Origin of the sequence: Mesorhizobium sp. SP-1A (assembly GCF_032460275.1) — a bacterium.
Classification (GTDB): Bacteria; Pseudomonadota; Alphaproteobacteria; order Rhizobiales; family Rhizobiaceae; genus Mesorhizobium.
In genome coordinates this window covers 1,138,028-1,163,923 of the sequence record NZ_JAVXZD010000002.1, presented here as the reverse complement: position 1 = coordinate 1,163,923, position 25,896 = coordinate 1,138,028, and the positions used below count along the sequence as shown (strand labels likewise).

At 51.1% G+C, this 25,896-nt stretch carries 32 protein-coding genes; 14 read left to right on the top strand and 18 right to left on the bottom strand.

The window, feature by feature from the left end; genetic code table 11:
* Positions 1–70 precede the first annotated feature (70 nt).
* Both QU595_RS14820 and QU595_RS14815 read left to right on the top strand, forming a co-directional pair.
* Positions 71–619, top strand: coding sequence for a metallophosphoesterase (locus tag QU595_RS14820; protein WP_315923209.1), 549 nt, complete (start codon positions 71–73; stop codon positions 617–619).
* A 285-nt stretch (positions 620–904) separates the two neighbouring features.
* Positions 905–1,414, top strand: coding sequence for a BA14K family protein (locus QU595_RS14815; protein ID WP_315923207.1), 510 nt, complete (start codon positions 905–907; stop codon positions 1,412–1,414).
* 76 nt (positions 1,415–1,490) lie between these two features.
* Here QU595_RS14815 and QU595_RS14810 read toward each other — a convergent pair whose 3' ends face one another.
* From QU595_RS14810 to fliL, 4 genes are read right to left on the bottom strand one after another with little or no spacing between them, the layout of a single operon-like run.
* Positions 1,491–2,096 carry a MotE family protein gene (locus QU595_RS14810; protein WP_315923205.1) on the bottom strand — a complete coding sequence of 202 codons (606 nt, stop codon included), beginning with the start codon at positions 2,094–2,096 and terminating at the stop codon, positions 1,491–1,493.
* Positions 2,097–2,120: 24 nt separating this feature from the next.
* Complete coding sequence (locus QU595_RS14805; protein ID WP_315923204.1) at positions 2,121–2,660, bottom strand: hypothetical protein; 540 nt, start codon at positions 2,658–2,660, stop codon at positions 2,121–2,123.
* A gap of 2 nt (positions 2,661–2,662) precedes the next feature.
* Positions 2,663–3,616: a flagellar motor switch protein FliM gene (locus tag QU595_RS14800; RefSeq protein ID WP_315923203.1), complete on the bottom strand. Its 954-nt coding sequence runs from the start codon at positions 3,614–3,616 to the stop codon at positions 2,663–2,665.
* A complete protein-coding gene (gene fliL, locus QU595_RS14795) occupies positions 3,597–3,992 on the bottom strand; it encodes a flagellar basal body-associated FliL family protein (protein WP_315923201.1) in 396 nt (131 codons plus the stop codon). The genes QU595_RS14800 and fliL overlap by 20 nt, the downstream gene beginning before the upstream one ends.
* A gap of 228 nt (positions 3,993–4,220) precedes the next feature.
* Here fliL and fliF point away from each other — a divergent pair, with 228 nt between their 5' ends.
* The 6 genes from fliF to QU595_RS14765 are packed head-to-tail and all read left to right on the top strand — an operon-like array spanning position 4,221 to position 9,142.
* Positions 4,221–5,798, top strand: coding sequence for a flagellar basal-body MS-ring/collar protein FliF (fliF, locus tag QU595_RS14790; protein WP_315923199.1), 1,578 nt, complete (start codon positions 4,221–4,223; stop codon positions 5,796–5,798).
* Between the two features lie 2 nt (positions 5,799–5,800).
* Positions 5,801–6,148, top strand: coding sequence for a FliM/FliN family flagellar motor switch protein (locus tag QU595_RS14785; protein WP_315923197.1), 348 nt, complete (start codon positions 5,801–5,803; stop codon positions 6,146–6,148).
* A gap of 7 nt (positions 6,149–6,155) precedes the next feature.
* Positions 6,156–6,971, top strand: a complete 816-nt coding sequence (locus QU595_RS14780; protein WP_315923195.1) for a flagellar type III secretion system pore protein FliP — start codon at positions 6,156–6,158, stop codon at positions 6,969–6,971.
* Positions 6,964–7,122 carry a hypothetical protein gene (locus QU595_RS14775; RefSeq protein WP_315923193.1) on the top strand — a complete coding sequence of 53 codons (159 nt, stop codon included), beginning with the start codon at positions 6,964–6,966 and terminating at the stop codon, positions 7,120–7,122. Before QU595_RS14780 ends, QU595_RS14775 begins: the two co-directional genes overlap by 8 nt.
* The gene (locus tag QU595_RS14770) at positions 7,119–8,165 is read left to right on the top strand and encodes a flagellar motor switch protein FliG (RefSeq protein WP_315923191.1); all 1,047 of its coding nucleotides are present in this window, start codon (positions 7,119–7,121) and stop codon (positions 8,163–8,165) included. Before QU595_RS14775 ends, QU595_RS14770 begins: the two co-directional genes overlap by 4 nt.
* Before the next feature lie 11 nt (positions 8,166–8,176).
* Positions 8,177–9,142, top strand: a complete 966-nt coding sequence (locus QU595_RS14765; RefSeq protein ID WP_315923189.1) for a hypothetical protein — start codon at positions 8,177–8,179, stop codon at positions 9,140–9,142.
* Between the two features lie 37 nt (positions 9,143–9,179).
* Here QU595_RS14765 and QU595_RS14760 read toward each other — a convergent pair whose 3' ends face one another.
* From QU595_RS14760 to QU595_RS14725, 8 genes are all read right to left on the bottom strand, one after another.
* The gene (locus QU595_RS14760) at positions 9,180–9,602 is read right to left on the bottom strand and encodes a hypothetical protein (RefSeq protein WP_315923187.1); all 423 of its coding nucleotides are present in this window, start codon (positions 9,600–9,602) and stop codon (positions 9,180–9,182) included.
* 78 nt (positions 9,603–9,680) lie between these two features.
* Entirely contained in the window at positions 9,681–10,460 is a 780-nt protein-coding gene (locus tag QU595_RS14755) for a DUF1217 domain-containing protein (protein ID WP_315923185.1), read from the bottom strand.
* The gene (locus QU595_RS14750) at positions 10,414–10,878 is read right to left on the bottom strand and encodes a flagellar biosynthesis repressor FlbT (protein WP_315923183.1); all 465 of its coding nucleotides are present in this window, start codon (positions 10,876–10,878) and stop codon (positions 10,414–10,416) included. Before QU595_RS14750 ends, QU595_RS14755 begins: the two co-directional genes overlap by 47 nt.
* A 1-nt stretch (position 10,879) precedes the next feature.
* Positions 10,880–11,293, bottom strand: a complete 414-nt coding sequence (locus QU595_RS14745) for a flagellar biosynthesis regulator FlaF (RefSeq protein WP_315923181.1) — start codon at positions 11,291–11,293, stop codon at positions 10,880–10,882.
* Between the two features lie 95 nt (positions 11,294–11,388).
* Positions 11,389–12,222 carry a flagellin gene (locus QU595_RS14740; RefSeq protein WP_315923178.1) on the bottom strand — a complete coding sequence of 278 codons (834 nt, stop codon included), beginning with the start codon at positions 12,220–12,222 and terminating at the stop codon, positions 11,389–11,391.
* A gap of 267 nt (positions 12,223–12,489) precedes the next feature.
* Positions 12,490–12,954 carry a hypothetical protein gene (locus tag QU595_RS14735; protein WP_315923176.1) on the bottom strand — a complete coding sequence of 155 codons (465 nt, stop codon included), beginning with the start codon at positions 12,952–12,954 and terminating at the stop codon, positions 12,490–12,492.
* Positions 12,951–13,232, bottom strand: coding sequence for a rod-binding protein (locus QU595_RS14730; protein WP_315923174.1), 282 nt, complete (start codon positions 13,230–13,232; stop codon positions 12,951–12,953). The genes QU595_RS14735 and QU595_RS14730 overlap by 4 nt, the downstream gene beginning before the upstream one ends.
* A complete protein-coding gene (locus QU595_RS14725; protein ID WP_315923172.1) occupies positions 13,232–14,329 on the bottom strand; it encodes a flagellar basal body P-ring protein FlgI in 1,098 nt (365 codons plus the stop codon). The genes QU595_RS14730 and QU595_RS14725 overlap by 1 nt, the downstream gene beginning before the upstream one ends.
* 98 nt (positions 14,330–14,427) lie before the next feature.
* Here QU595_RS14725 and QU595_RS14720 point away from each other — a divergent pair, with 98 nt between their 5' ends.
* Positions 14,428–15,102, top strand: coding sequence for a response regulator transcription factor (locus QU595_RS14720; RefSeq protein WP_315923170.1), 675 nt, complete (start codon positions 14,428–14,430; stop codon positions 15,100–15,102).
* Between the two features lie 73 nt (positions 15,103–15,175).
* Here QU595_RS14720 and QU595_RS14715 read toward each other — a convergent pair whose 3' ends face one another.
* From QU595_RS14715 to QU595_RS14690, 6 genes are all read right to left on the bottom strand, one after another.
* Complete coding sequence (locus QU595_RS14715) at positions 15,176–16,246, bottom strand: flagellin (RefSeq protein ID WP_315923168.1); 1,071 nt, start codon at positions 16,244–16,246, stop codon at positions 15,176–15,178.
* A gap of 8 nt (positions 16,247–16,254) precedes the next feature.
* Entirely contained in the window at positions 16,255–17,673 is a 1,419-nt protein-coding gene (gene flgK / locus QU595_RS14710) for a flagellar hook-associated protein FlgK (protein WP_315923166.1), read from the bottom strand.
* A 15-nt stretch (positions 17,674–17,688) separates the two neighbouring features.
* Positions 17,689–18,978 (bottom strand): flagellar hook protein FlgE, encoded by a 1,290-nt coding sequence (locus tag QU595_RS14705; RefSeq protein ID WP_315923164.1) that lies wholly within the window; start codon positions 18,976–18,978, stop codon positions 17,689–17,691.
* Between the two features lie 58 nt (positions 18,979–19,036).
* Positions 19,037–19,903: a flagellar motor protein MotB gene (locus QU595_RS14700; RefSeq protein ID WP_315923162.1), complete on the bottom strand. Its 867-nt coding sequence runs from the start codon at positions 19,901–19,903 to the stop codon at positions 19,037–19,039.
* Positions 19,903–20,769, bottom strand: coding sequence for a flagellar motor stator protein MotA (motA, locus tag QU595_RS14695; protein WP_315923160.1), 867 nt, complete (start codon positions 20,767–20,769; stop codon positions 19,903–19,905). Before motA ends, QU595_RS14700 begins: the two co-directional genes overlap by 1 nt.
* Before the next feature lie 115 nt (positions 20,770–20,884).
* A complete protein-coding gene (locus QU595_RS14690) occupies positions 20,885–22,390 on the bottom strand; it encodes a hypothetical protein (RefSeq protein ID WP_315923158.1) in 1,506 nt (501 codons plus the stop codon).
* Positions 22,391–22,506: 116 nt separating this feature from the next.
* On the opposite strand from QU595_RS14690, the gene flgF reads away from it, so the two are divergent.
* From flgF to QU595_RS14665, 5 genes are read left to right on the top strand one after another with little or no spacing between them, the layout of a single operon-like run.
* On the top strand, positions 22,507–23,232 hold the full coding sequence (gene flgF, locus QU595_RS14685) for a flagellar basal-body rod protein FlgF (RefSeq protein WP_315923156.1): 726 nt from the start codon (positions 22,507–22,509) through the stop codon (positions 23,230–23,232).
* Positions 23,233–23,244: 12 nt separating this feature from the next.
* Positions 23,245–24,030 (top strand): flagellar basal-body rod protein FlgG, encoded by a 786-nt coding sequence (flgG, locus tag QU595_RS14680; protein WP_315923154.1) that lies wholly within the window; start codon positions 23,245–23,247, stop codon positions 24,028–24,030.
* Positions 24,031–24,035: 5 nt separating this feature from the next.
* A complete protein-coding gene (flgA, locus tag QU595_RS14675; RefSeq protein ID WP_315923152.1) occupies positions 24,036–24,728 on the top strand; it encodes a flagellar basal body P-ring formation chaperone FlgA in 693 nt (230 codons plus the stop codon).
* Positions 24,725–25,438, top strand: a complete 714-nt coding sequence (gene flgH / locus QU595_RS14670; protein ID WP_315923150.1) for a flagellar basal body L-ring protein FlgH — start codon at positions 24,725–24,727, stop codon at positions 25,436–25,438. Before flgA ends, flgH begins: the two co-directional genes overlap by 4 nt.
* Before the next feature lie 14 nt (positions 25,439–25,452).
* The gene (locus QU595_RS14665; protein ID WP_315923148.1) at positions 25,453–25,890 is read left to right on the top strand and encodes a hypothetical protein; all 438 of its coding nucleotides are present in this window, start codon (positions 25,453–25,455) and stop codon (positions 25,888–25,890) included.
* Positions 25,891–25,896 lie beyond the last annotated feature (6 nt).

The window sequence follows — 25,896 nt, the reverse complement described above, 5'->3', positions numbered from 1 at the left end:
AGCAGACCCCCACTTCGGGCACGGGAACATCATCCGATATTGCAAACGCCCTTTTGCAGACGTGGACGAAATGAACAGGACGTTGATCGAGCGCTGGAATGCGCGCGTTAACAAGCGCGACACCGTCAAGATATTGGGCGACTTTGGCTTTCACCTCTCAGACAAGGAAGCCCTCGAAATCTTCAACGCGCTCAATGGGTCAAAAGAGCTGATCATCGGGAACCATGACCTTGATCGCAAGGGTAAGGTCATCCAGTCAGTTGCGCGCCTGCCATGGGCCAAGCCGCCGACACATTACAGCGAGATAAAGCACGACGGGCATAGGATCGTATTAAGCCATTACGCAGCTCTGACGTGGAACGGCTCTCACCACGGGTCATTCATGGCATTCGGACACAGTCACGACACGTTGCCGAGCCTGCCTGGCTCCATCGATGTCGGCGTCGATGCCCAGAACTACTACCCGATATCGGTCGAGGAGTTCGTCCGGCAAGCGAAGGAATCGCTACTCGACGCCCCTGCCCGAATAGCGAAGGTCAAGGAAATGCTCGATGGGATGACCTCTCGCATACTTGAGCGTGCCGCCAAGCTGAATGAAACCAAAGAGAACAAGGGCTGAAAACAAACGTTTCGGCCGTCGCTAGAGCGGCCGAAACTGCTCCCTGTCGATTTATTGAGACAATTTAACGATTCGCATAACTATTTGATTTCGCAAAATTTATTTCATTTAATTTCATTCCCTGCCTTCGATTTCTTCATAAAATCGATTGGGAATTATCTGGCATTTTAATTTGTTAATGCTGTATTCATCGTAATTTTGCTAGTGTACATTACACCGTCACAGGCAAATTCCACCTAAGGTTGGCATTTTCTGTTAAATCGACACTAAAATACGGAGGAAGCTATGAAAAAGGTCATTGCTACAGTTCTTTCAATTGCAGTTTTAGGTGGAAGCGTAAGCTCCTCTTTTGCCGATTCCAATCGGCGTCATGACAACCGCGACAAGGATCGCCAGATCGAGCAGATCGAAAAGAAGGCCCGCGACGACAAGAAGAAGAAGGAAAAGGAGGCGATTGCCGCTGGCATTATCGGTCTCGCAGCTGGTGCAATCATCGGCGGTACCATGCTCAACAACAACGCTCCGTCAGCGACAACTGTCAGCCCGATTTATCCGCCGCAGCCAACATACCACCCACAGCGCCCCTATTTTGATCGCTACGAGCATCAGCGTCATCGTTATCGTGATACCCGCTATTACAACAGCAAGCAGTGGGGCGCTCCATTCTCCCCTGAATGGTACCGATATTGTGCAAGCGAGCACCGCTCATTCGATCCGAAGACCGGAACTTATCGCGCTCGCAATGGTAAGATCCAATTCTGCGAAATCCCTGACCACATTCGCGGCCGCCGTTAATTAAACGGTCCTGAAACGAAAACAGCGCCCTGATCTGGATGATTTGGGCGCTGTTTTTATTTGGATTTCGGTTCGGTCAATCAGCGATCTTTTCACCACGCGCAAAAATTGCATTCGTGACGTCGCGAGCCTTCTTTGGTTCCATCAAACCAAGGACCGAACCAGCTGCAGACGGCGACATGCCGTCGATAATCTCAACCGCCATTTTGATATCCATGGTGTTGATGATTGCGGCAGCGTCTTTTGCTTTCATGTTGGCGTACATATTCGAAAGCTTCTCGATGTCGACCCGTTTACGCTTCGAAATCGTACCTACAGCAGCTTCAATATCCGTGCTGATACCCTTCAGCTCATCGACCTTCACATCAACACGAGCTTCGACTGCCTTTAGGTTCTCTTCCTTCTCGGCGGCGGCCTTCTCGCGTTCCAGAAGAACTTTTTCACGCTCGCTCATCTCAGCCGCAATTTCAGCGCGAATCTTCTCCTCAAGCGTCTGCTCCTCCCCCTCACCCGTTTTGACTTTAACGGCAGCAGGATCGAGTTCACCCGACTTAGCGCTAACGCTTTCGACCTCCATGACAGGTTCGACCTTTGGGGAAATCGAATCCGCCATCGCATACAGCTTTCCGAATGCGCCGAGGCCTCCCAGAACCAAAAACAGGACGATTGTTCTATTTTTCATTAGCAGACTTCCAATCCTGTTTTCTTAGTTCGCAACCGGGAACTTAACAATGTTAGCACCCTGATCGTCCGACATGGCTCTCGGAAGCCTGGCAGTCAAAGGCTTTTCCCGCATGACACCTTGCCTACGCGCAGGGGCGGGCTTCACCTTAGGCATGTCTTCGAGAGCAGGCTTAATCACCCTATGCAACTCCGCTGCGGCAGACACAACTTCCGTGATCTTCGAGCAGGTCCGGTCTGCAACCTTCGCAGCAGACTTCAATTCCGTCGTAATGCGCTCGCTATTTTCTGCCTCTGCTTCAGCCTCGGAAATAATTACGGACAGCTGATCACCAGCGTCCTGAGCACGCACCTTTTCCTTCTGCAGGCGAGCAGTTTCATTCTTCAGTTGCTCAAGCAGGACGCGACCTTCAGATACAGCGTTGACTGCACGGGCGTTTTCGAACGCCTGCTTTTCCTTGTCCTTCTTATAGCGACGCTCGAATACGTACAGCTGATAGCCGACGACTCCAATTGCGCCGAGGAGAGCCAGATTGGCAATTTCACCCATGTCAAACGCCATCATGCTCACTGACCTCCAATTTCACCGAGAACGCCCTTGGCATTCTTTTCCTGAACTTCATTGATGAGAACGCCCATACGCCCGTTAAACCTACCCACGCGGCCCTTTGCCAGGACACGCTCATTACTGACGAGCTTTGTCGTCTGATGGCCAATGGGGGGCAAAATCAGTTGGGTGCCACGCTTCCACTCTAGAATGGCCGCAAGAGGCATTTCCAGAGATCCGATAACGGCGTCGACAGACATTGGAGTTTCGGATGCCGATTGACGAAGGTCGTTCATCCAATGCTCTTCCGAGTCCACAACCTCCACGGCCAGCGTCGAAAGACTTTCACGGATCGGATCGAGCGCACTACGGGGAATGATCACCGTAACCTGCCCCTCGACTCCGTCGCAGACGACCTCCTGCCTCAGAACCGTCACTGGAGTGACCGAAGACAAGACAGTCGCAAAACTTGGCCTGATGTCGGTGCTTTCGATTTTCGGCGTGATCTTGAGGACAGAAGTAAATGCCTCAGCGACCGCCATCAGCATTCGCTCCAAGACGGATTTTGCAATTCCTCGGTCAATAGTCGTAAACGGCGATTTTTCATTCACCGCATTTTCTGACCGCCCTCCGAGCATGTAATGGATAATGCGCTTCGTCAGTGCCCCGTCCATAGCTATGAAAATCGAACTACGCATTTCCGGAACTGAGGCCACTCCAGTGACGCAGTATGAAGGAAGACTGGCCACAGCGTCACTATATCGAACGGTATGAACGCCATGCTCATTCACGGTCAATGGTGGAAGCGTGCCTTGGCGAGCATTCAAAGGGAGAAGAATGGAAAGACGCTCCGAAATGCTGCTCAACATCGGCATGTTATTCGCCGACGACAGAGCCGATCCCGAAATCGACGCCAAAGCCGCTGCCCCGCGAGCCTTAATTGGCTTTATCGTTTTATTGGACGATGAACTCACGGATGTAAATCTCCTTAACATTATCTACGCCGAGTGCGTGGCGTGCACCCGAAAGCAGATGCGACTTTAAATAATCCAAACCAGCGACGCCTTCCAAATCGGACTTTTCGACTGTTCTCAGATAGCTAACTACGGCGTCACGGAGAACTTCATCTGTCGAATTATCGCTATTAGATTCTTGATTTACAACCACAGAAAGCGAGATTTTCAACAATGATCCGCTGGCCAGGTTGGTCATCATATCGTCGATTCTGAGAGTCTTGATCTCATAGACCGCAGCTTTCTCATGGGTTAGGTACATATATGCACCAAGTCCCACGCCCGCTGCGCCCACAAAAATACCCGCCATCAACAATGCTGTTTTTAGGTTCGCCACTACATTACCTATCTATTTTGAATTTCGGCACATTTCCTCAATCGGATTTATGCTAACTTATTGTTCGAATTCCGTTCAATAGCCAATGATAATTCCTTGCGCCATCTCAAATTCCTGTTCAAAATAAGCGTCTACGAAGGGAATTATGCGATTTTTTATATTCTCGCATTGCAAGGTCGACCTGAACCTGCTTAAAGGAACGAACTGAATAACGTCCGGGAGTCAATTTTGGCAAAATTAATCAACAATCTGAAATCGCTTGGAACCAAGCGCCTGATCGCAATGGGCGTGGTTTTCCTGGCCGTCATGATGTTGCTATCTGCCGTCACATATTTTGCGACGCGCCCAGATATGACAACTCTTTACGCAGGCATGGACCCTGCTGACGCCGGACAGGCTATCGCTGCGCTTGAAGGCGCAAATATCCCTGTTCAAGCGACAAACAACGGAACGGCCCTGCTCGTCCCGAAAAACATGAAGGACAATGCCCGCATCGTTCTTGCTCAGAAAGGTCTGCCAGCGACACCCGGCGTTGGGTATGAGCTTTTTGATAAGGCGGACGGGTTTGGCCTCACCACGTTCATGCAGCGCGTTAATCGCCTTCGAGCCATGGAGGGCGAACTTGGACGTACGATCTCCAGCCTTGAAGGCGTCGAAAGCGCTCGCGTTCATCTTGTTCTTCCAGATCGCGAGTCATTCTCCCGCACTGCTCCCGATCCGTCCGCTTCTGTCGTTGTTCACATGAAGGGTGGCCGCACCCTCGAAACAACTCAGGCTCGCGCCATCCGTCACCTCGTAGCAGCCGCAGTTCCCGCTCTAAAGCCAACCTCCGTCACTATCGCCGACGCGGCAGGCAATGTCATATTGACCGAAGGTGAAGCACCAAAAGCTGGTGCGGAAGCTCGCACTTCCATCGAGACAAAAATCCAGAAAAGCGTTGAGGACCTTCTCGTTGCGCGCCTGGGGAATGGAAATGTCCGCGTTAGCGTGACTGCAGAAATCGAGACCGCTCGTGAAGTTCGTCGTCGGCAGGAATTCGACCCGAATGGCCGAGTTGTTCGATCAACACAAACCGTTGAAGACAAGCAGCGCGCTTCTGACAACAGCGGCGACAACGCGACATCCGTTCAGCAAAACATTCCGAATGCCGACCTTTTATCAGGCGGTCCAACCACTCCCTCTGCGTCGACCTCTGACCGCAACGAAGAAACCGTGAATTATGAAATCACCAATGAAGTGGTTGAACGCGTTCTAGAGCCTGGTGATCTACGCAAGGTCGCTGTTGCAGTTCTCGTTAACGGCTCTTATTCAACTGCCGAAGATGGCGCTCGCTCATATCAGCCGCGTACCGCTGAAGAACTAAAGAGCTTGGAAAATCTAATTAAGACTGCGATGGGGTTTAATGAAACTCGCGGCGATCAGGTATCCATCGAAAGCCTGCAGTTTGCAGAAATTCCGACCGATGACACTCCTCTAACCCGTTCTACAACCGAAATTCTTGCCGAGAACTCGGGCACGATCATCATGTGGACCATTATTGCACTGGTGATTATCCTTATTTTTGTCTTCGTCGTTCGCCCGCTTATGGCAATGATTACCGCAGAAAAAGCAATTGCGGAGACCGCAGTTGACCCTGTCATTGACATGCCTGCACCGACCTCTGATGAACCTGCCGTTCTGGTGAATGTTTCTACCAACGCAGATCAGATTGCTCGCGATGACGCCCTGAATAATCTTCAGGAAGCTGTCGATGAAAACATCGAACAGGCTGTCGCAGTCCTGCGGTCATGGATTCAGGAAGGCTGACCATGACCGCCAACACCGAAACGTCCAACTTGGAGAACACCATGTCTGAAAACGAAAACAACACCAAAACCAACCTTTCACCGTTCGACGAAATCCAGCCAGTCGACGGCCCTGATGGCACCGCTCGCGAAGCTGCCATGAGTGTGCCCGTCAATGTCGAAGTGGTGGTTGGCCGAAGCAAGATCACCGTTGCCGAAATCATGGACACTCGTCGCGGCAAGGTCCTTGAACTGGACAGCAAGGCTGGCGATCTTGTCGACATCACTGTCAACGGCAAGGTTCTCGCCCGTGGCGAACTGAACGTCTTCGATGACGGCCGTGTCGGCGTCACGTTCGTAGAAATCCTGTGAGGCTTTCGTGCAGAAAACCCTTCTGATTGGCGTAATTCTACTTCTGGCGGCACTGGTTGGCCTCAACGAGGCCGCAGCCCAGAGCATTACGTTCGATATGGGCACTGGCGAGGGTGGCAACACCCTTACTGGCCGCGTCATTCAAGGTTTCATGATTATTGGCATCCTGAGCGTTGCGCCTGGGATCGTCATCATGTGCACCAGCTTTACGCGCATTGTCGTGGTTCTCTCGCTCGTTCGAACGAGCCTTGGCCTGCAGAACTCTCCGCCGAATATGGTCATGACGTCGCTAGCGATGTTCCTGACGTTTTTCATCATGCAACCACACCTCCAACAGGCATGGGATAATGGCCTGCGCCCGCTGATTGATGACGAAATTTCGCAAGAAGCTGCAATCGATCAGTTTATCGAACCGTTCAAGAAATTCATGTTGGCAAACGCTCGCGACAAGGACCTTGAACTGTTCGAAGGCCTTGCCGCTGGCAATAAGGCTGTATTCGACAAGAACGTCAAATCGAATTCCGATGACAAGGCCACACCTGCTGCCGCCGAGAAAAAGGCGGAAATAAAGGCAGACGACGTGTCTATGCGCGTTCTTATTCCCGCTTTCATGATCTCTGAGCTTAAAAGAGCATTTGAGATCGGATTCATGCTCATGATTCCGTTTCTGGTAATTGACGTCGTTGTCTCGACACTACTGATGTCGATGGGCATGATGATGCTTCCTCCAGTAATGATCTCTCTTCCATTCAAGATCGTGTTCTTTGTTCTGGTAGACGGCTGGTATCTGGTCGCAGGTTCTCTCGCGAGGTCATATGTCTAGAGAAAATAAACCTCTCAACAGGCTGGTCGAGGTTCTGGAAAATGCTGGCGAGAAAGACATGCCACCAGTCAGAGCCATAGCCGCAGTAGCCGCCGCAATTACAGTTATTGTCGAGAATGACAGCAAGAAGTCCGAAGGAAATCGTAAATGAGCGCAATCAAGGTAAATGAATCTGTCAGCACCGCTCGGAATTTCTCCGCACTGTCAGGCGTCGATAAATCTGCTATTATTCTGCTTATTCTCGGCGAAGAGCGCACCGATCAGATTTTTCAGAGCATGGAAGAAGCTGACATTATTGCAGCGACACGAGCCATGGCCGCAATCGGCAAGGTACCCACGCATCTAATCAAGGAAGCATGCGAAACCTTCAGCGCGAAGCTGGTCGAAGGCGAAGTCATGGTCGGCTCGCTCGCCACCGTTGAGCGCATCCTCAAGAAGTCGATGTCGGAGGACAGAATCTCCTCGATCATGGACGAACTGAAGGCTCCTGCGGGCAAGACAACATGGGAAAAGCTATCGTCCATCAATGCTGGAACCATCGCCGCATTCCTTGAGACTGAAGGCGCGCAAACTGCTGCCGTCGTTCTGACGAGGCTGCCCACGGACTATGCCGCCAAGGTTGTTGAGTCATTCAGCAATACGTTCAATGAAGAAGTCATCGAGCGTGTCATGGACCTCGACTCTGTTCCGCGCGACACCCTCAATGAGATCGAGGCCGTACTGCAGAGCGAATTCATGCAGACCCTCGGTCGTGGCGCGGTAGGCTCCGACTCTACGCTACTGCTCGCAGAGATCTTCAACCGTACCAGCAGCGAGTTCACTGAGCGCACTCTGGCCAAGATCAGCGAAAAACGGCCAGAACAGGTCTCTTCAATTCAGAGCCGCATGTTCACGTTCAATGACATCGTCAATCTGGACGCCATCACGGCAGATCGCATTATCTCGTCGGTCGACCAGATTACTGTCATTACCGCCCTCAAGGGTGCGCCGCAAAAACTCGTCGATCATATCGTTGCCGCCGCAGGCCAGCGCAAAGGCAGCTTGATCAAGGATGAACTCTCAATCCTTGGCTCTAAGCGCAGGAAGGACATCAAGGCCGCTCAGAACGAAATCCTGAAGGCCGCCAAGAAGCTGGAAGCCGAGGGCGAAATCACGCTCAAGGTTGAGAGCGAAGACGATCAGCTGGTTAATTGATAGGAGCCAAAGTGACGAGACAATTCGAAACAATTAGCTCAATCGTCCAAGCACCCAGCGCCTTCAAATCCCGGAGCACTCCACCTTCGGGATTAGAAGGAACTGTCGACGCTTTCTATAATGGCATCGTTATTATCAAGACACGTCTGGGAGAAATTATTCTCAGACTGCTGGACGGCGATCATGTTCAATCCGGAACCAAAGTTCATCTGTTTCACGAAAAGAACAGCGACTTGGTCAAAATTTCGGCTACGCGTCGGACAGCGACCACATCGCTATCTTCGACCTCCAATCTGAAAGATGAGGCCCGCGTTCGCCACGTAGCAACCACAATCTACCATCCGAAGCCTGCTCAAGTTGACGAGATCAAAGGCCATCACACGGCAGCGGAAGCAACATTGGCTAGCGCTATTGCATCTTCGTCAAAAGAGAATGCATTCGACGTCGCACGTTCGATCTGTCTAATACCGGACATGGATCGTGATCGTGGCATGATCTCCATCATGACGTTTCTGCTGGTAAGCCTAACTCGGGGAAAATCAAACGCATGGTTTGGCGGTGGAACAACGAATGCTGGAGAGACCCCCTGGGATCACGTCATGATGGAACGCATCATCGACGGTCCTGATACAAAGAAATGGAAAACACGCCAATTTCCCATCAATCTGCACGATGAGACGCTCTGGGCGATCTTTGCCACCCCTGTGGAGAACATAGGCCCCGTTTCCCGCTTTATCGTTGAAGTGGCAACCAGCTCGTTTGGCATAGTTCAGGTTAAAGCATTCGGCCAAGGAAGCACGTGCGAGATTGTTATCACGTCTCATACTGGCTTCAATGACGATCTGAAGGTTCAGTGCCGCTCGGCCATCATGACCGTCGCCGAAGAGATCGACGCCGAAATCGAGGTCAGTTTTGTCAGCGATCCAATGATGCTGGCGAACTTATCTCAAGCGAGACGAACCAGCTTTGAAGCGTAAAAAAAGGCGGCCATCGAGCCGCCTTTTTGTTTCCCTTTCACATTCCAGGCGCACTCGGCGCTGAATCAATTAATCCCGCTTTTCCCCAAGCATCGAGACCGACCTTGTACGGGTCGTCGATATTTTCAAAACAGAAACCGATCATTTCGTCATATTCTTTATTGAGCGTAGATGGAAGGCCTGGCACATAATCCTCTGCGCGCGTGTCTGGATGAAATCCGGTTCCGATTTCTACGCTAACCCATCGCAACCAGTATTCTGCGTATTCTGCCGCCAATGTGGCTTCGCCGCGAATTTCCACCTCATAAGCCTCGTGACCGTTAAAAGCAGGAGCCTTAAAGATCACTGTGGAATTCAGGTCCTTCGCGTCTGCCTGAATTACTTCCAGGTAGCTCGTTTTCGACTTGTAAACGGCCGAGCCGTCCGCCATAACGGTCTTCTTCAAAAACGGCAGATGCATAACTTCCTCATCGGCAACAGGTTGATGGCAGCAAACTACCACTCACATCGGCAAGGGACCACACGCCCCTTGGGCCACCTACTGGTAACGCATCTTGCTGGCCATCGCCAGGACACTAGGATCGATATGAACCACCTGACGGCCTCTCAACTGCCCCTGAAAGAGCTGAATGGTAGGATTGGATGCTATTGCGTTATCCCTATCACCCAGCACTGCGAAGCGCTGCACGATTGACTTCACTTTTTTGGGGTCCTGCAGATCTTTGATCGGAATCCGCTTCTCAAGAAGATCGGCCAGCTTGTCGATATCACCAAGCCGCGCCTCTGGCGGAAGGCCGAGTGCAGTGATCACCACTTCGGACAAGGCTTTATCCGCTAGCACCGAGTACCAGTCCTTCATTGAAGAGGCCTTACGCTCAAAATAGAGGCCGAGACGAACATTAGCGTCTGCATTCCCCTTCTCTTCTTCAAACGAAAGCACCTCGAACTTTTGCACCAATTTAGCCATGAAATCGGCGTTGCCAAAATTACCATTCTTACCATCAGCAAAGCCCATGTCATTGACGAATTCTTTGATTCGTGAGTCCACGAAGCTATTGGCAAATGCCTTTGGATCTTTTGTACCTTCAACGAGTAACTTCTTGATGTAAGCTGGGTACGGCTTGTCATCCATACCATAGGCCTTCAAGACAAAATTAAAGACCTGTCTGTTGTTAATGAAGTCGTCGATATTTTTGATCTTCGGCGCATTCTCGCGAATTTCCTTCAGGTCCCTCGCGATCATTGGCGACGATTTAAAGTTCTTCAGCTGGCTATCGTATGAATTCCATACGATTTGAAGGTTCATTAACGTCGACATCGTGCTCCTCCTTTAGGGATTCCCCATTTTGTTTGATCAGCTGCGCCTCATATTCCAATACCGGACGCAAGGCGGCCAAAGATTTATAGAAATCCCCTGCCGAAAATTGATTCATTGAGCTGAATATATTGTCCTTCATGTCGGAACGTCCAAATGCGCCGTACAGCTCGGCAGCTAAATTGAACGTCTGCTCTTTCAGATCGCCATTTTCTCCCTCACCCTCAATCAAACATTTTTGAATGAGGAAATAGAGCTTCTTGACCGCAGTATCGACCCGCCCTTCAACCATGACGTCTTTACCACGCAGAACATTTGCCTGATTAGCAATTGTCAGCGTCGCGCGCCTGTCGCCGTTCTGAATAACCGCACCGTTGACGACTATCTTTTCATTTGCGTTCAGACGAATTTTTAAGGGCATATCAAGCTCCCGCCTGAGCTGTCGTAGCCTCACCGGACAAACCAGCGATAACCCTACGATTTAAATCGATCAGATCCTGCACATCAGCCTGTCCTGTGAGAACCGAAATCGTATGGCGCTCGACCCACAGGCTTAGAGACACCAGATGCGCACGAAGTGCTACTGGCAGAGAATTACCTTCAGAACCGGTATCATTGCGCACAGCAACCCAAAGGCGTTGATTTTTAACGAGATAATCTTTCAAAAATGAAGATTTACACCCCTCTGGTGCGTGCCGTTCCAGACCTTTTGTAATTGCCGAGAAAATCTTCGCCTCAGCATCTTTTGGAGACTGGATATCTCGCATCGTTTGTTTATAGGCCTCAATACCGTGCATTATTATCTCCAGATACCGTTTACGGATGAGAATTTCCATTTATCTTAGGCACATTACGAACCGGCAGGAACCCCCATATAAAAAAAAGAGCAGGCTTTTGCCTGCTCTTTTCCGTTATCCGGTGTGAACCGCTATTAGCGGAACAGGGACAGGATCGACTGCGGAGCCTGGTTGGCAATGGAGAGAGCCTGCGTAGCAAGCTGCTCCTGAACCTGGAGAGCCGAAAGACGAGCTGCTTCCTTGTTCATGTCAGCGTCGACGAGCGCGCCAACACCGGAGTCGAACTTGTCGACCAGCTTGCTGTTGAAGTTCTTATGGTTGTCGATACGCTTTTCGACCATACCGAAGTTTGCTTCAGCTTCAGTGATCTTGGCCATTTCGCCTTCGACAGTCGTCATCAGAGCGTCAAGAGCGGCAGCGTCTGCGGCGGCTGAAACGTCGATGCCACCGAGAGCCGTCGAGACAGCAGCAGCGTCAAACTTGTCAAAGGTGAAGTTGGTGGTCTTGAAGGTACCGCCTTCACGAGTCACACCGGTGACAACCGTCACGGTATCAGTGCCGTCGATCATCGACTGACCGAAGTACGAAGTCTGAGAGATGGTGGAATCGAACTGGCTAACCAGATCAGCAATATCCTTCTGGATTAGAGAGCGGTCAACCGACTCGTTAGCCTGAGCAAGCGAAACCTTTTCCATAATCTGCTTGGCGATCTTACCAAGTTCCTCAGTACCCTGACGAGCGACCGAAACAGAAGCGCCAGTGATTGAGAGGTTTTCAGAAAGAGCATTAAAAGACGCGCTGTCACCACGCATTGTCTGGGCGATGGAGTAGTAAGCAGCGTTGTCCTTTGCGCTCTGAACCTTCAGACCAGTCGAAACGCGACCCTGCGTCTCAGTCAGGTTGCTCTGAACCGTCTTCAGGGTCTGGAGAGCGGTCATCGAAGCGTTGTTAGTGATAATAGAAGCCATTGGTGAATTTCCTTTTTCTCAGGGCTAAATTGACGTGACTTTCTGCCACCGGAGTTGTGTTGAGGAACAACTATTTATGACGCTAAATTAAAGACATTAAGTTCAAGTTCAGATTTTCATAATTTATCCGACCAAGTTTTTGTCACGATATGCCCCACACACCGTTTCTTTGTAAATATTTTTTGTAATTAACGATATTAATGCTCAAAAAAATAATGGGCCGGATGTTAACCCTCATCCGACCCATTATCGTTTACTTCAGAATATTCAGACAGCCGCGCCGAAACCGACAATCGTCTTATCCCGAGCGTCAACTTTTCTAGCCAAACGATTGTACATACCCTCACTCCCATTGTCCGACGCAGACCTGCGGATCAACGAATTGACATGGTCGAGCGCATTTTTTGCACCCTGAAGGGATTCCGAGTTCCTAAGAGCAGCAGTGCGTAGTCTCTCAAGAGCCACCTCCACTGCCTTCGCCTCTGGAGTTTCACTCTTCAATGAGAGGCCATGATCAACGGCTTCTGCGGTCGCAAGCTTGATCTTACTTTCCATTTCCCGTTTCTGCTCAAAGAAACCCTCCAGGGCGAGTGGACCACCCTGCTCAAGAACATCACTTTCCTTGTTAAAAAGATCCGCGGCCGCTTCTATAGCAGAAATAATTGACTTCACTCGATCATCAAGAACTAGCTCGCTGGTTTTCTTGCCGCTCCGCTTAATTGGTTTTTTCATCGGTCGAGTTCCTTATAAATTTTTTCGGCCAGCCCTATGCCACCCGATTTCGCTACACCCTTGGCCATTTCGTCTACCATCAACGATTGCCAGATTTTTTCAGACTGACCACCGCCTGCCATCGATGGCCCCTTCACACCCTTAAACATCTGCGAAAAGGATTGAGACAGCATGACAGCTTCAAACTGCTCCGCAGCATTTTTGGCGGCCAATTTGCGGGAGTTTACCTGCCCCACATCCTGGTTTCCGCCGACTACTTGGACAGGATTGATCTCCATTACAGGATCTCCAGATCAGCACTCATTGCCCCAGAAGCCTTGATCGCCTGAAGGATCGCAATCATATCGCGAGGCTTCACGCCAAGCTGATTGAGACCATCAACCAGGTCTTTGAGCATGACAGGGCCGTTCACGATACTGAAACCGCCCTGCACTTCCTTCATTTCGACGTCAGTCTGAGGAACAACGACGGTCTCCCCGTCCGACAAAGGCTCTGGCTGAACAACAGCCGCGTTCTCGCTAACCTTCACAGTCAATCCACCCTGCGAGATTGCTATGCGCCCGATGCGCACGTTTTCTCCAATAATTATCGTGCCAGTGCGATCATCCACAACGACTTTCGCCTTGGCATCCGGCTTCACCTGCACGTTTTCTATCATTGCAATGAGATCGGCCGCAGAGGTCGAACCTCGATTTACGGCGACAGTCGTGTTGTCGATTATTTGAGCAGCCTTCTTTCGCAAACGAGAATTAACCGCCTGCTCAATTCGCTTCGCTGTCGTGAAATCTGGATTCTTTAGAATGAGCTTCACATCAGTCATATCGCTCAATGCGAATTCAATTTCCTTTTCGATGATCGCACCATTGGCCACACGAGCGACTGTCGGAATATTCTTCGTCACAGTCTCAGCAGCGCCTGACGCCTGATCGCCGCCAGCGACAAGGGAGCCTTGAGCAACTGCATACACCTCGCCATCTGCAGCCAATAGCGGTGTCACAAGCAACACACCACCCGAAAGACTGGTCGCATCGCCTAGAGACGAGACCGTAACGTCCAGCGTGCTCCCCTGACGTGCAAACGGCGGAAGCGTGGCCGTAACCGTGACCGCAGCAACGTTTCGGGTCTTCAATCCGTTCCCACGAACACTAACGCCAAGGCGCTCAAGCATGCCGCGCAAGCTCTGATCCGTGAACGGGGAATTTTGGCTCTTATCGCCTGTCCCATTCAAACCCACGACCAGACCATATCCAACCAGCTGGTTACTCCGGACACCTTCTACGTCGACCAAATCCTTCAGTCGGGACTGAGAATTAGCCGGGGTGCTGACCGCGATAAGCGACGCACAAGCGACCGCAATAATTCGGCTGAAACGCATATTTTCTTCCCATCTGTTACGCCGGTGAAAGTTCACGATAACATAAACCTAACGGCGGGCAACACTGCTTATATATCCACATCAATGCCAGGGTAAAAATGCGGATAGACATATATTCTCTACAAAAATCTCATAGCTTTGCAGTCGCCGCAAGATTTTCAACGAAGAGCATCCGTAATGTCTCCTCGCGCGTGATCACGTCCCTTGATGATATTTCCATCTCATCAGCCGAATCCATCGATGATGTCGGCTTGTTATGCGTCGGAGCGAACCTGCATCAGATCATCGATGAAGTTAAATCCGCCAAAATATCCGTCCCTATCATTGCAATGACCGAGAAATCGGATATTAAAGAAGATATCGCACTTCTCGATGATGGATATGACGATGTAATTCGAACGCACTGTGACGTCGAAGAAATTGCAGCACGATTTCGCTCTATTGCCCGCCGCGCCACGGGCAACTCGTCGAACAAAGTCAAACACGGTCGCCTTGTTACCTTTCTTGACGGTCGTGACCCTGAAGTAGACGGTGTCCGGGTGAAACTCACTCACATCGAACACACTATCCTCGACGCAATATCGCGCCGAGCTGGAAGCATCATCTCCCGTGAAAAATTATTCGAAAGAATTTACCCGGATGGTGACAAACAGCCATTCGACAAGGTGCTCGATGTGCATATTTTCAATCTGAGGTCAAAGCTCAAAAAAGCAAGCGGCGGATATTCCTTTATCGAGACCCTGCCTCAACGAGGCTATCGACTAATCGATTAAACGCCCTGCTGATCCAGATTCAAGGCAACAAAAAACCCCTGATTTTCCCAGGGGTTTTTTAGTGAACTCAGCTTCAGATCATCATGGACGCTAGTGACAGGCTGGCCATTTTTGTTGTGAGCACCAAACTCGCCTGCAACTGTGTTTCGAGAATGCTCATCTTAGCATTTGCCTCGATCATGTTCACTGTTTCGAAGCCGACAATACGCTCGTTCATGATCTTGATCGCGCTATCGTGTGCCTTGATCTGCTGATCAGCGTCTTTCTGGAAGCCACCAAGCTCTGCCTGATCCTGACGCATTTTAACCGAACCCGATGAAACAGCATCAAAAGCTGCTCCAACGACCACAGCATAGGCTTCTGGCGTCATCGAATCGAGATCAAGGCTGGCAATCATATAGATGCCCTTCAAGATGTTCTTGAAACCTTCGTCATTAGCCTGCTTGCCGTAATTCAGCACACGATCATGGTCAATTCGGCCGCCAACACGGGCGTTCGGATTGCCAGCAGCATCGTTGGCGGGCGTGCCATTATAGAAGGTGCCCTCAAAACGAAGATCGGCGGGGATGGAAGGATCATTGTTGAATGCGGCGTTAATCGCATCCACCAGTGCCTGTGCAGATGTGGCGTCCGTTGGCGGCGTATTTGCGGCCAACTGCTGCATTGCACCTATAGGCGAGCGTCCGGTGGCCGGATTGACCTTGTCCGGGTCCTGAATTGGCGGCTTGGAGGCATCGACGCCTGAGAAGAGGAAACGATCACCAACGGAAACGTTCAACTGCTGCTGAACCCGCGACAAGACCGATAGAGCCTCATTCTTCATGATGCTAGCGAACTGAGAGTCGCCCTGCATCGTGGCGAGCTTACCAACGAAATCCCTAGCCACTTCATCGATGCCATCATAAGACGAGGCCATTGTGTCCATACGGATATTGACCAGCGTGATGTTGTTCTTGAACTCACCGATCTGGTCAAACAGGTTGCGAAGCGTGATATTTTCGCCGAGACGTGTTCCAACGGAAGCAGCGACATCGGCCTTATTGCCCGAACCAATTTCACCCGACAGCTTGGCAATCTCAGCCTGTGCGACCGAAACCATAGATCTAGTTCTATAGGCCATGCCCAGAGTAGATACGGAATTCATTTTTTCTCCTAAGCGATTGACAGCAGTTGGTCGAGCATGTCCTGAACTGACTTCAGAACAGCGGCCGACGCCTGATAACTCTGCTGAACGGTTTGCACTTTCATCAATTCGTCGTCGACATTGACGCCGTCACGATTCATTCGAGTTTCCTGCAATGTAGACAGGGATATCTTCGAAATTCTCAGCGAACTGTCGGTCGAGGTCCTTTCGTACTGCTGCGCAGAAACGAGCGAGACAGCAAAATCCTCAAGCTTCGAGTTGTTAGGCAACTTCTCTGAAGAACCGAAAGTCATGGTTGTCGAGAAAGCTGAAACAAAGGCTGACACCTGAGTTGCGTCCGCATTCGGCAACGGTGCAGTTGCTCCAATACCAGCGGAAATGCGCCACACATCACCACCTTGCGAAGGAATAACGGCTGAGTTGACCTTGATCCGGCCTGCCAGCCCCGCATTATTGGCCGCGTTGTAAGGATTACCACTGTCGGTAAATAGACCAGCTTGACCAGGCGCAAGCGAGCCGTCAGCCGCTTCGAACTGACGAATAATACCAGATGCCAGATCGTCCAGTTGCTTCATGAACTCCGGCATGACGTTGTCACGGACATCAAACAAGCCTGCCAGTGCACCCGACTTAATGCCGCTCGGATTGCCATCCTTGGGCGTCAGCAATGTTCCGTCGCTGGTCCTGAGATCCCCACGAGATGTGAAATCGAGTGTGACGGCCGAGCCATCGAGCAAGGTTGCCCCACCACGCGTCAAAACGACCATTTCACCATTATCACGGAGGTAAGTCGTAATACCGATCTCGCTGGAAATTCGGTCGGCGATCATGTCCCGCTCATCCATCAGATCACCAACAGCGGCTACATTATTGCCAGAGCCAGCAATCGTCTTGTTGAGCGCTTCTAGACGCTTCAGATCAGCATTGATGACGTCGACACGAGCCTTAATCTGACCGTCCGCATCGCCCACCATTCTCTGCGCTTCGTTGTTCAGAGAATTGATCTGTGTTGCGAGTTTTTCCGCTGCACGAACGACATTAAGCTGATCAACCTGCGAACCAGGCGACCCTTCAAGCGTCTGCAGAGCAATCTTGAAGCTATTCAGAACGCTGGAAACCGAGCTTTCATCCTGAGGCTGACCAATCTTCAAGGACCAAGTCTTCATGTATTCAGCCTTCATGGAGAGCGCAGAGTGCTCTCCAGCCGAAATGCGCACGTCACGGATCAGCTTCTCGTCCACATCGCGGGTCACATCAACTTGCAGGCCAAGATTATGGCCTGCAACGATACGAGACGAGATAACCGCATTTTTGCGTACGTAATGAGAAACCTGAACGTTCTCAATGTTTCGGGACAAGATTCCGTATTGCGTTTGACTGGCTTTTAATCCGCTATAAGCCGAGTTTAAAGCTAATGATAATGACATGCCTACCTACCCGTCTTAGCGCTTCAGCCTCGTTGTTTCTTCGAGCATTTCGTCCGACGTCTGGACGACCTTTGCGTTGACGCTATAGGCACGCTGCGTGACGATCATGTCTGTCAGCTCCTCCGCGATATCAACGTTCGAACCTTCGAGAGCACCACCAGCAATCGCACCAGCGCTACCCTTACCAGCATCGTTCAAGCGCGCATCGCCAGATGAAGCCGAGACATTAAAGGTATTGCCGTCAGCACGAGACAAGCCATCCGGGTTCACAACTGTTGCCACCGGAATCTGCCAGAGCGCTCGACGAGCGTTATTGGAGAAGATGCCAATCAGCTTGCCGTCTTCCGTAATCTCGAATGACTGCAGAACGCCAGCGCTTGAACCATTCTTGACCGTCTTGGGAGCGTACTCGCCAGCAAACTGCGTTACGCCGTCGAATTCGCCTGGTGCACCAAACTTGATCGTCATCGGCTGAGCACCTCCGCTGGCAGTTCCGTTCAATGTCACCTGACCAGTTGCGGTATCGAAAGCGAAGCCGCCTGAGGTCGAAACGACGTTGGAATAATTCAGAGGAGCGCCAGCGCCTGGATTTGTTGCGCTGAATTCAACATCGACTGAGCCATACTCAGCGCCAGTGGCGTCTGTAACACGCATGGTCCAATTGTTTTCCGTGGTCGTCGGCTGCCATTCAATGAAAAGACGCTGAGCGTTGCCGAGTGCGTCGTAATACTCGACCGAAGAACGGAATGGATCGGCCGGAGCGCCAGCACCTGTCTGAGCTGATGGCACGTTACCAGTAAACTTGATTTCGGTCGTAGCTACGGCCGACATCCCAGCAGCGGCGGTATTCACACGCTGGAGGCCGTTGAGGCTCTCATAGTCAACGTTCCCGACACTTCCATCAGGGCCAATAGGCCAGCCCATCAGATAATAACCAGCAACGTTTTTGAGGTTGCCTTGCTCATCAGGACGGAAAGAACCAGCACGCGTCAGTGCCTTAGAGGTTCCAGCCACATCTTTTGAGACTACGAAAAAGCCATCGCCTGAAATAGCCATGTCAGTCGCGGCCGAACCTGCCTGAACCAGGCCGAGCTTCGAAACTTCAGTGCGAGACGACGAAGACACGCCGCCAGCCTGATACGAGCTACCGCCATTTTGACCAATAACCATCGAACTGAAGTTCACAGTCGAACGCTTGTAACCAACCGTCTGTGAGTTTGCGATGTTGTCAGAAATCGCACCCATTCGTGAACTCTGAGCGGCCAAACCGGAGACACCCGCACGCATTGCGCTCTGTACACTCATCAAATACTCCTTAGAAATTTTGTCGAGTAAATCTAATCACTCGTGATTAAGTTTAAGTTCAGTTCTTTCTCAGCAGGGTAACACTGATACGCCGATTTCTCGGATCGTTTGGCTCATCTTTGACCAGATGGTCTCGATCAGCCAAACCCTCAACTCGACTTATTCTATCGACATTTACCCCTGCTGCCACAAGAATTCTTCTTGCAGAGTTAGCTCTTCCCGAAGACAAATCCCAATTGTCAAAGCTAGCATTATTTTTATAGCCCAGACTATCGGTATGGCCCGTAATCGCTACATTGTTTGGAACATCAGCGACTGCTTCTCCAATCGCCTTGATGATTTCAGTTGCAGCGGCCGAAACACCCGTCGACCCAACCGGAAACATCGAAATCTTGTCACGATCCGTAATCTGAATTCTCAGGCCTTCATCCGTGATCTCAATGATTACGCTTTCAGCCAACTGCTGCATATCAACCGCCGCAGACATTTTCTTCTGAATTTCATCCATCACTTCGGACAGGATTTCATTTTCAGCCTCTATCGCCTTTGCTTTCTCAAGAGCCTCCTTAACGGCTTCTTCTTTTTCCAGCATTTCTTGCTGAGAAATCGTACGCGGTTCGCCAGATTCCAGCTCAGCCGCAGTCCCCTTCACAAATGGGGAATTTTGAGCGCCCTCGGTATCGACAGCCTTACCCGCAAGCATGCCATCAGACGCCGATTGGGTTTCCTTGAAGGCCATTGGATTAAACCAATTGGCGATACCCTGGCGCTGCTCCTTCGTCGTGATGCTGACGAGCCAAAGCAACAGAAACAAGGCCATCATCGCAGTCATGAAGTCAGCGAATGCGATCTTCCAGGACCCGCCGTGATGCGCGTGATCGTGAGAATTATGACGCTTTTTCTTGATGATGACCTTTTCACTCATTAGCTTACAGCCCTCACCTTCGAGGTCGCCTCCTCAACATCAAAGAAGCTTGGACGAACATCGGTACTAATAACCTTACGACCATACTCGACGCAAACCGCGCTTGGATAATTTTGAAGATATGCGGTTAGAGTAGCGCGAACGCAGGTGTAAAAATTCGCTTCGGCATCACGACGCTTCTGTAGCACAGTCGACATCGGACCAAGAACGCAATAGCAGAGGAAAATACCCGTCGCGGTACCAACAAGCGCGCCGCCGATCATCATTCCGAGAACAGCAGGTTCGGCGTCAATGTGACCCATGGTTTTAACAATACCCATGATTGCCGCGATAATGCCGAGCGCTGGAAACGCATCTGCGATGGTCTGGATCGCACGCGGCGTGGTATTCAACTCATGTCTGAGTGTCTCGATTTCCTCTTCCATCAACTCGGTAACTTCGTGCGGGCTTTTCGTTCCAAGCGCAACGAGACGCAGATAGTCACATATGAAAATGATGATCTTCCTATCTTCCAACAGGCGAGGAAACTGCTTAAAGAATGGAGACTGTTCGGGATTATCGATGTCGGACTCAAGCTTCTTAATGCCGCCCTGCCCTTGAACCTGCCGAACGATCAGATAAAGCAGCGAGAGAAGTTCCAGATAATCCGCCTTCTTGCGGCTGACTTTTTTCACGCCAGGCAGAAACGAAGTCACCGTATCTTTCAAAACCGACACAGGATTACTGATGATGTAAGCGCCAATAGCTCCACCAACAATGATTACATATTCAAACGGCTGAAATAGAATCTTGAGATTGCCACCCATGGAGGCAAAGCCACCGGCGATACAGGCTACCGCTACCAGCAAGCCAATTATAATTTTCATTCAGATTCTCCATCCGACGCGTTATTAAACGGCAAGACCACGCCTGAGTTTATGTTCGTTTATAAAATGGTAACGGGGTCACAACCCCGTCGCAACTGCTCTTTGAAAATACCTATTATTTTTGCTCTTTGAATGAGCGAACAATATCATCGGCTTCGCTCAAGGACTGATTAATCGACTTTATGCTCACCTTGCCCTTTGATGGAGCATTTTTCTCGTCGGCCCCCTCATCAAGAAGCCAAGTCGGCTCACTTTTTTGAATCTCGGGTGCGTTATCCTCGGGCTTTTTCTGCTTTTCTGCTTCCGCCATTCGCTTCTCTTCCTCAGCCTTTTCAGCCAAGGCTATTTCCTCAATCAGCTTATCCAATTCGAGAGAAATTTCAGCCTTCCTCTCGACATTAGGCTCAATCTTCTCAAGCGAGCGAAGCGCATTAATTTTATCAGCACCTGTGACATTATCGGCCAAAATACGCAGAGCGCGACGTTCTACAACATCATTAGTCCTGATATTCACAATGTCGGTAGCCGCAGCTGCAATCTCATTTTTTGAAAATGCACTTCCCTTAATCCCTGCTTCCAGCAATTCAAGCTTGGCTCTCCCTGAAACACCGCCAAGAACCGACGTCGATGCCAATTCAAACGCCGACTTTGCTTTATCAGTCTCGCCTGCCAGCTTATGAACATACCCCTTGATCAACGGAAGAACGGAGGGGTTCAGAGAACCAGACGCATTCAAGCGATCAGCGACCGCGATAAGGGCGTCCGACGACCTCTTATCAACAAGCGGAGCAAAATGACGGATCACCAACGCCGCCAATGGGTCTGGCCATTTGGAGACCTCATCGACGGCAACAAACACTGAATAGGCTGGCTTCTCGCCAGAAATGCCAGCACGTGCGACTTCCATTGCCTTCCAATCCACAGGGAAAGCTGCCCCACGAACGATAGACGACTGGACCTCTTTGCCAATCAACACATCGGCGACCGAGAGAAGACGACCAGCCTCCGCGATCTCACCAGCTTCAGTCGCCTTATCCCTAGCGAAGGCAATTTCAGCCACCGCCAAGTCAGGTCGCCCCTCAGACATAAGCCGCCGCGCTGCGGCCGTATGGAAACGGAAGCCTTCGATGCCCTCTTCCCAATCACTGTTGGCAAAACCGAGAGCCGCAAACCCACGAACCACGTCTCCAGACGCCTCAGCAGGTTTGTCGACCTGAGGCGTCTTGGCCTGCTTTTCGACCTCAAGAATCTCAAGTCCCTTGACCGTCTGCTGAACGTTTTCCTTGATCTGTGAATAATCCAGTTTTTCTGGCACTGGAGCAGCAGCGGCGGCTGGCAATTTTTTACTCGGTGTATTTTTGCGATACACGGGCTTAGTGGGTTTCGCGGGTTTGCGCTTCTTTCCAGGTCGAACAGACGGAATGGGAGCCTTACTTGGCAGAGAGGCGGCCGCCTGACGGGCCTTGCGTTTATTCACCACTTTGGAATTCTGGGCGCTCTTCACGCTCACAAGATAGCCGGGATCGCGATCTGCATTTCCTGCATAAACCCCACTGGTCGATAGGCTTAATACTACAAAACTCGCAATTAGAAGCGCTGATCGAGGGAATTTGCCTTGCATTTAGAACCGCTCCGGTCAAAAATTTATCTATATCGATATATTCTGCATTCGTTCATTAATTGGCAAGGCTATAATAATGTGCGTCTGCGTTCCTCCCACAGGAGTTTGCAAAATCTATGGATAATGTCGGCTACGTTTCCCTCTCAGCAGAGGTATCTCTGCGTCGCAACCTCGACGTCGTTGCGAACAACATCGCGAATATGAATACGGTGGGCTACAAAGCCGACCGCATGATTTTTGCCGAAGTCGTTAATAAATCTGCAGGGACAAAAAACACGTCCCCAACCTCTTTCGTTCAGGACAAGCATACATGGACTGATTTCTCTGCCGGACCTCTTCGTCAAACTGGGTCAAACCTGAACGTTGCCATCACAGGAGAAGGCTTCCTCGGCGTCGAAACCGAAAATGGCATTCAATATACTCGGGACGGTCATTTCCTTGTCAGCAATGAAGGTATCCTCGTCAATCTCGATGGCAACCCAGTCCTCAACATGGATGGCGGACAAATCCAGCTACCTGCAGGCGCAAATGACGTTACCATCAGCAAGAATGGCACGATCACCAATAATGGCGTTGTCGTTGCCCGACTTGGCGTTTTCACCTCTGAAAATCCACAGGCAATGAAAAAGGTCGGTAGCGTTGGCTTCACCAGCGACGCCGATCTCGCACCGAACATGAACGCTCAGTTGCTGTCAGGCATGTTGGAAGACGCCAACATCAACAGCATCTCGGAAATGACCCGCATGATCAGCATTTCCAAGGCCTATGACGAAGCTAACAACCTCAGTGAAACGGCAGACGGCCTCCGCAAAGACGCGGTCGCCCGCCTTGGCCGCGTATAAAGGAGATCAGACATGAAAGCACTCGCTATCGCCGCTACTGGCATGACCGCCCAGCAGACCAATGTTGAAGTCATCGCCAACAACATCGCCAACCTGAGCACGACAGGCTTCAAGCGCGCCCGCGCTGAATTTTCCGATCTCATGTACCAGGCACACCGTCGTCAGGGCGTAACCGCCACCGAAGGCGGAAACGTCGTTCCAGCTGGTGTCGAGATCGGCCTCGGCGTAAAGCCGACTTCCGTTGTCCGCATCATGTCGCAGGGCAATCTGCAACTGACCAGCAATCCGTTGGACATCGCCCTTGAAGGTCGCGGCTTCCTGCGTGTCACTCTCGCGGACGGCACAGACGCCTACACGCGCGCTGGCAGCCTCGGAAAGACGCCAGAAGGCCTCATCGTCACCAGCGATGGCCATGAAGTCGCCCCTGGCATCTCGATCCCAGAAAACACCCGCGAGCTAACGATCAACCGTGGTGGCGAAGTTATCGTCCTCCTCGATGGCGAAACTGAACCACAGACCATCGGCCGCCTTGAACTCGCAACCTTCGTCAATGAAGCTGGTCTCGAAGCACTCGGTGACAACTTGTTCCGTGTCACGGGCGCATCCGGCAACCCAATTCAAGGCTTTCCAGGCGATGCTGGTTACGCAACCGTCCGTCAGGGATATGTCGAATCGTCCAACGTCGACAGTGTGACGGAAATCACATCGCTTATCACCGCGCAGCGCGCCTATGAAATGAACAGCAAGGTCATTGAGACTGCTGATCAGATGGGCCGCACCGTTTCGAGCATGAGGTAATCGTCTTGAAGCGCTTAGTTGCATTCATGCTACTTGCTATGACCTCGGTGGCATCCGCCGAGGTCAGTTCTTCTGATGTCGCGGCAGCACTCGAAGCGCGCTACGGCCCACTGGCCCCAAACACATCCCTCGCTGTTTCGGTAAACAGTGTCGGTCCTTACAACGGCAAGAAGACCGCACATGAGGACGGGCTTCCACAAAACTTCCTCGCGATCATCTGGGACCAGAAATCCGACCGTTTTGCCGCGCTGGTGGAAGACCAGTCCGGCACACCTATGCGCATCGCAGGCGTGGCGGTCGTGGAAACGAAAGTTCCTGTCCTTAAATCGCGAATGAACATCGGGGATATCATTTCCGAACGCGATATCGAATATGTGAATATGTCATCGAACAACAGAACTTTGAGTGTTATCGAAACCTCCGATTCATTGATCGGAAAGGAAATTATTCGCTCAATCACTCCTGGGCGACCAATCCCTACAGAGAATGTCGCGGCCCCGACCGTCGTAAAAAGGAATCAGGAAGTCCAGATTATTTACAAAAAAGGTGGACTTGAGCTTATTTCGAAGGGAAAATCACTTTCAAACGCGGCTGTTGGTGATACCGTAAAAATAGTCCGCAAGGACGCTGCTCGCACCCTTGAAGGAATTGCAGTGTCCGAAGGTGTAGTTGAAATCAATTCCGGAGTATCAAATTGAAATCCCTGAAAATCCTTTCCTGCGTTCTCGTTGCAGCGGCAGTCAGTGGTTGTTCGACCTCTCGCATGGGGGCTAGCCCTGATCTCAGCCCAATGTCCGACCTCAGCTCGCGTCAGGCAGAGACTGTATCCATGCCAATGCCGGAACCAAAGGTGACGAAGCGCAACAAAAACTCACTCTGGCAGGGCGGATCGACGACATTCTTCCGAGATCAGCGCGCCGCACAGCCAGGTGACATTCTCACCGTTCTCGTCGACATTCGTGATGAAGCTCGCCTGAAAAACGAAACTTCGCGCAATCGCCAGGCCAACGAGAAGATCGCCGCTCCCAATCTACTCGGTATCGGCAACAAGGCCGCACCGCTTGATCTCAATGAAGGCATCGGCTTGACCAGCCAGAGCAACACGACTGGCAAGGGTGAAGTTAAGCGCGATGAAAAAATCCGCCTTAAGGTCGCGGCTGTTGTTACGCAGAAATTGCCGAATGGAAATCTGGTTATTCGCGGCAAACAGCAAATTCGCGTAAATTCAGAGCTACGCGACCTGACCGTCACCGGCGTAATTAGACCCCAAGACATCGATGGGCAAAATACTGTAAGTTATGATCAAATCGCTGAAGCCCGCATCTCGTATGGCGGCAAAGGCGTGATTTCAGACGCGCAGACGCCACGATACGGTCAACGAGCTGTGGATGTGGTTCTGCCTTGGTAACAAGGGAAAACCACATGAAGAAAAAACTTATCCGCTACGGATCTATGATTGCTATGGCCACATTTGGCCTTTGGAGCGGCTCGACGGCCGCTCTTCACATTGAAGATCACGCGAAACTTTCTACTCCAGAGACCGAACACGTAAAAGTCGATCTCCCTGTGCTTGTCACGTCCATCGCTAAATCCGGCGAGCCTCCGATCATCGTGCGTGCCACTTATTCCGTATCGGTCCCGGTGACGTCTCAAGCCAATCCTGCGCTCAACGACATGCTCTCCGACGCCCTTCTCAAGGCAACAATCGAGACTTTCACAAATCCTAGCAAGGAATTGCTGCGCGTCCCTGAGATTGCTGCAAATAAGATTGTGAACCTCACCAATGACAAACTCGTTGATGTTGTTATTGATGAACTTCATGTGTCCAACTTGGCTGTCTATAAATACAGCAGAAAATGAGAATAG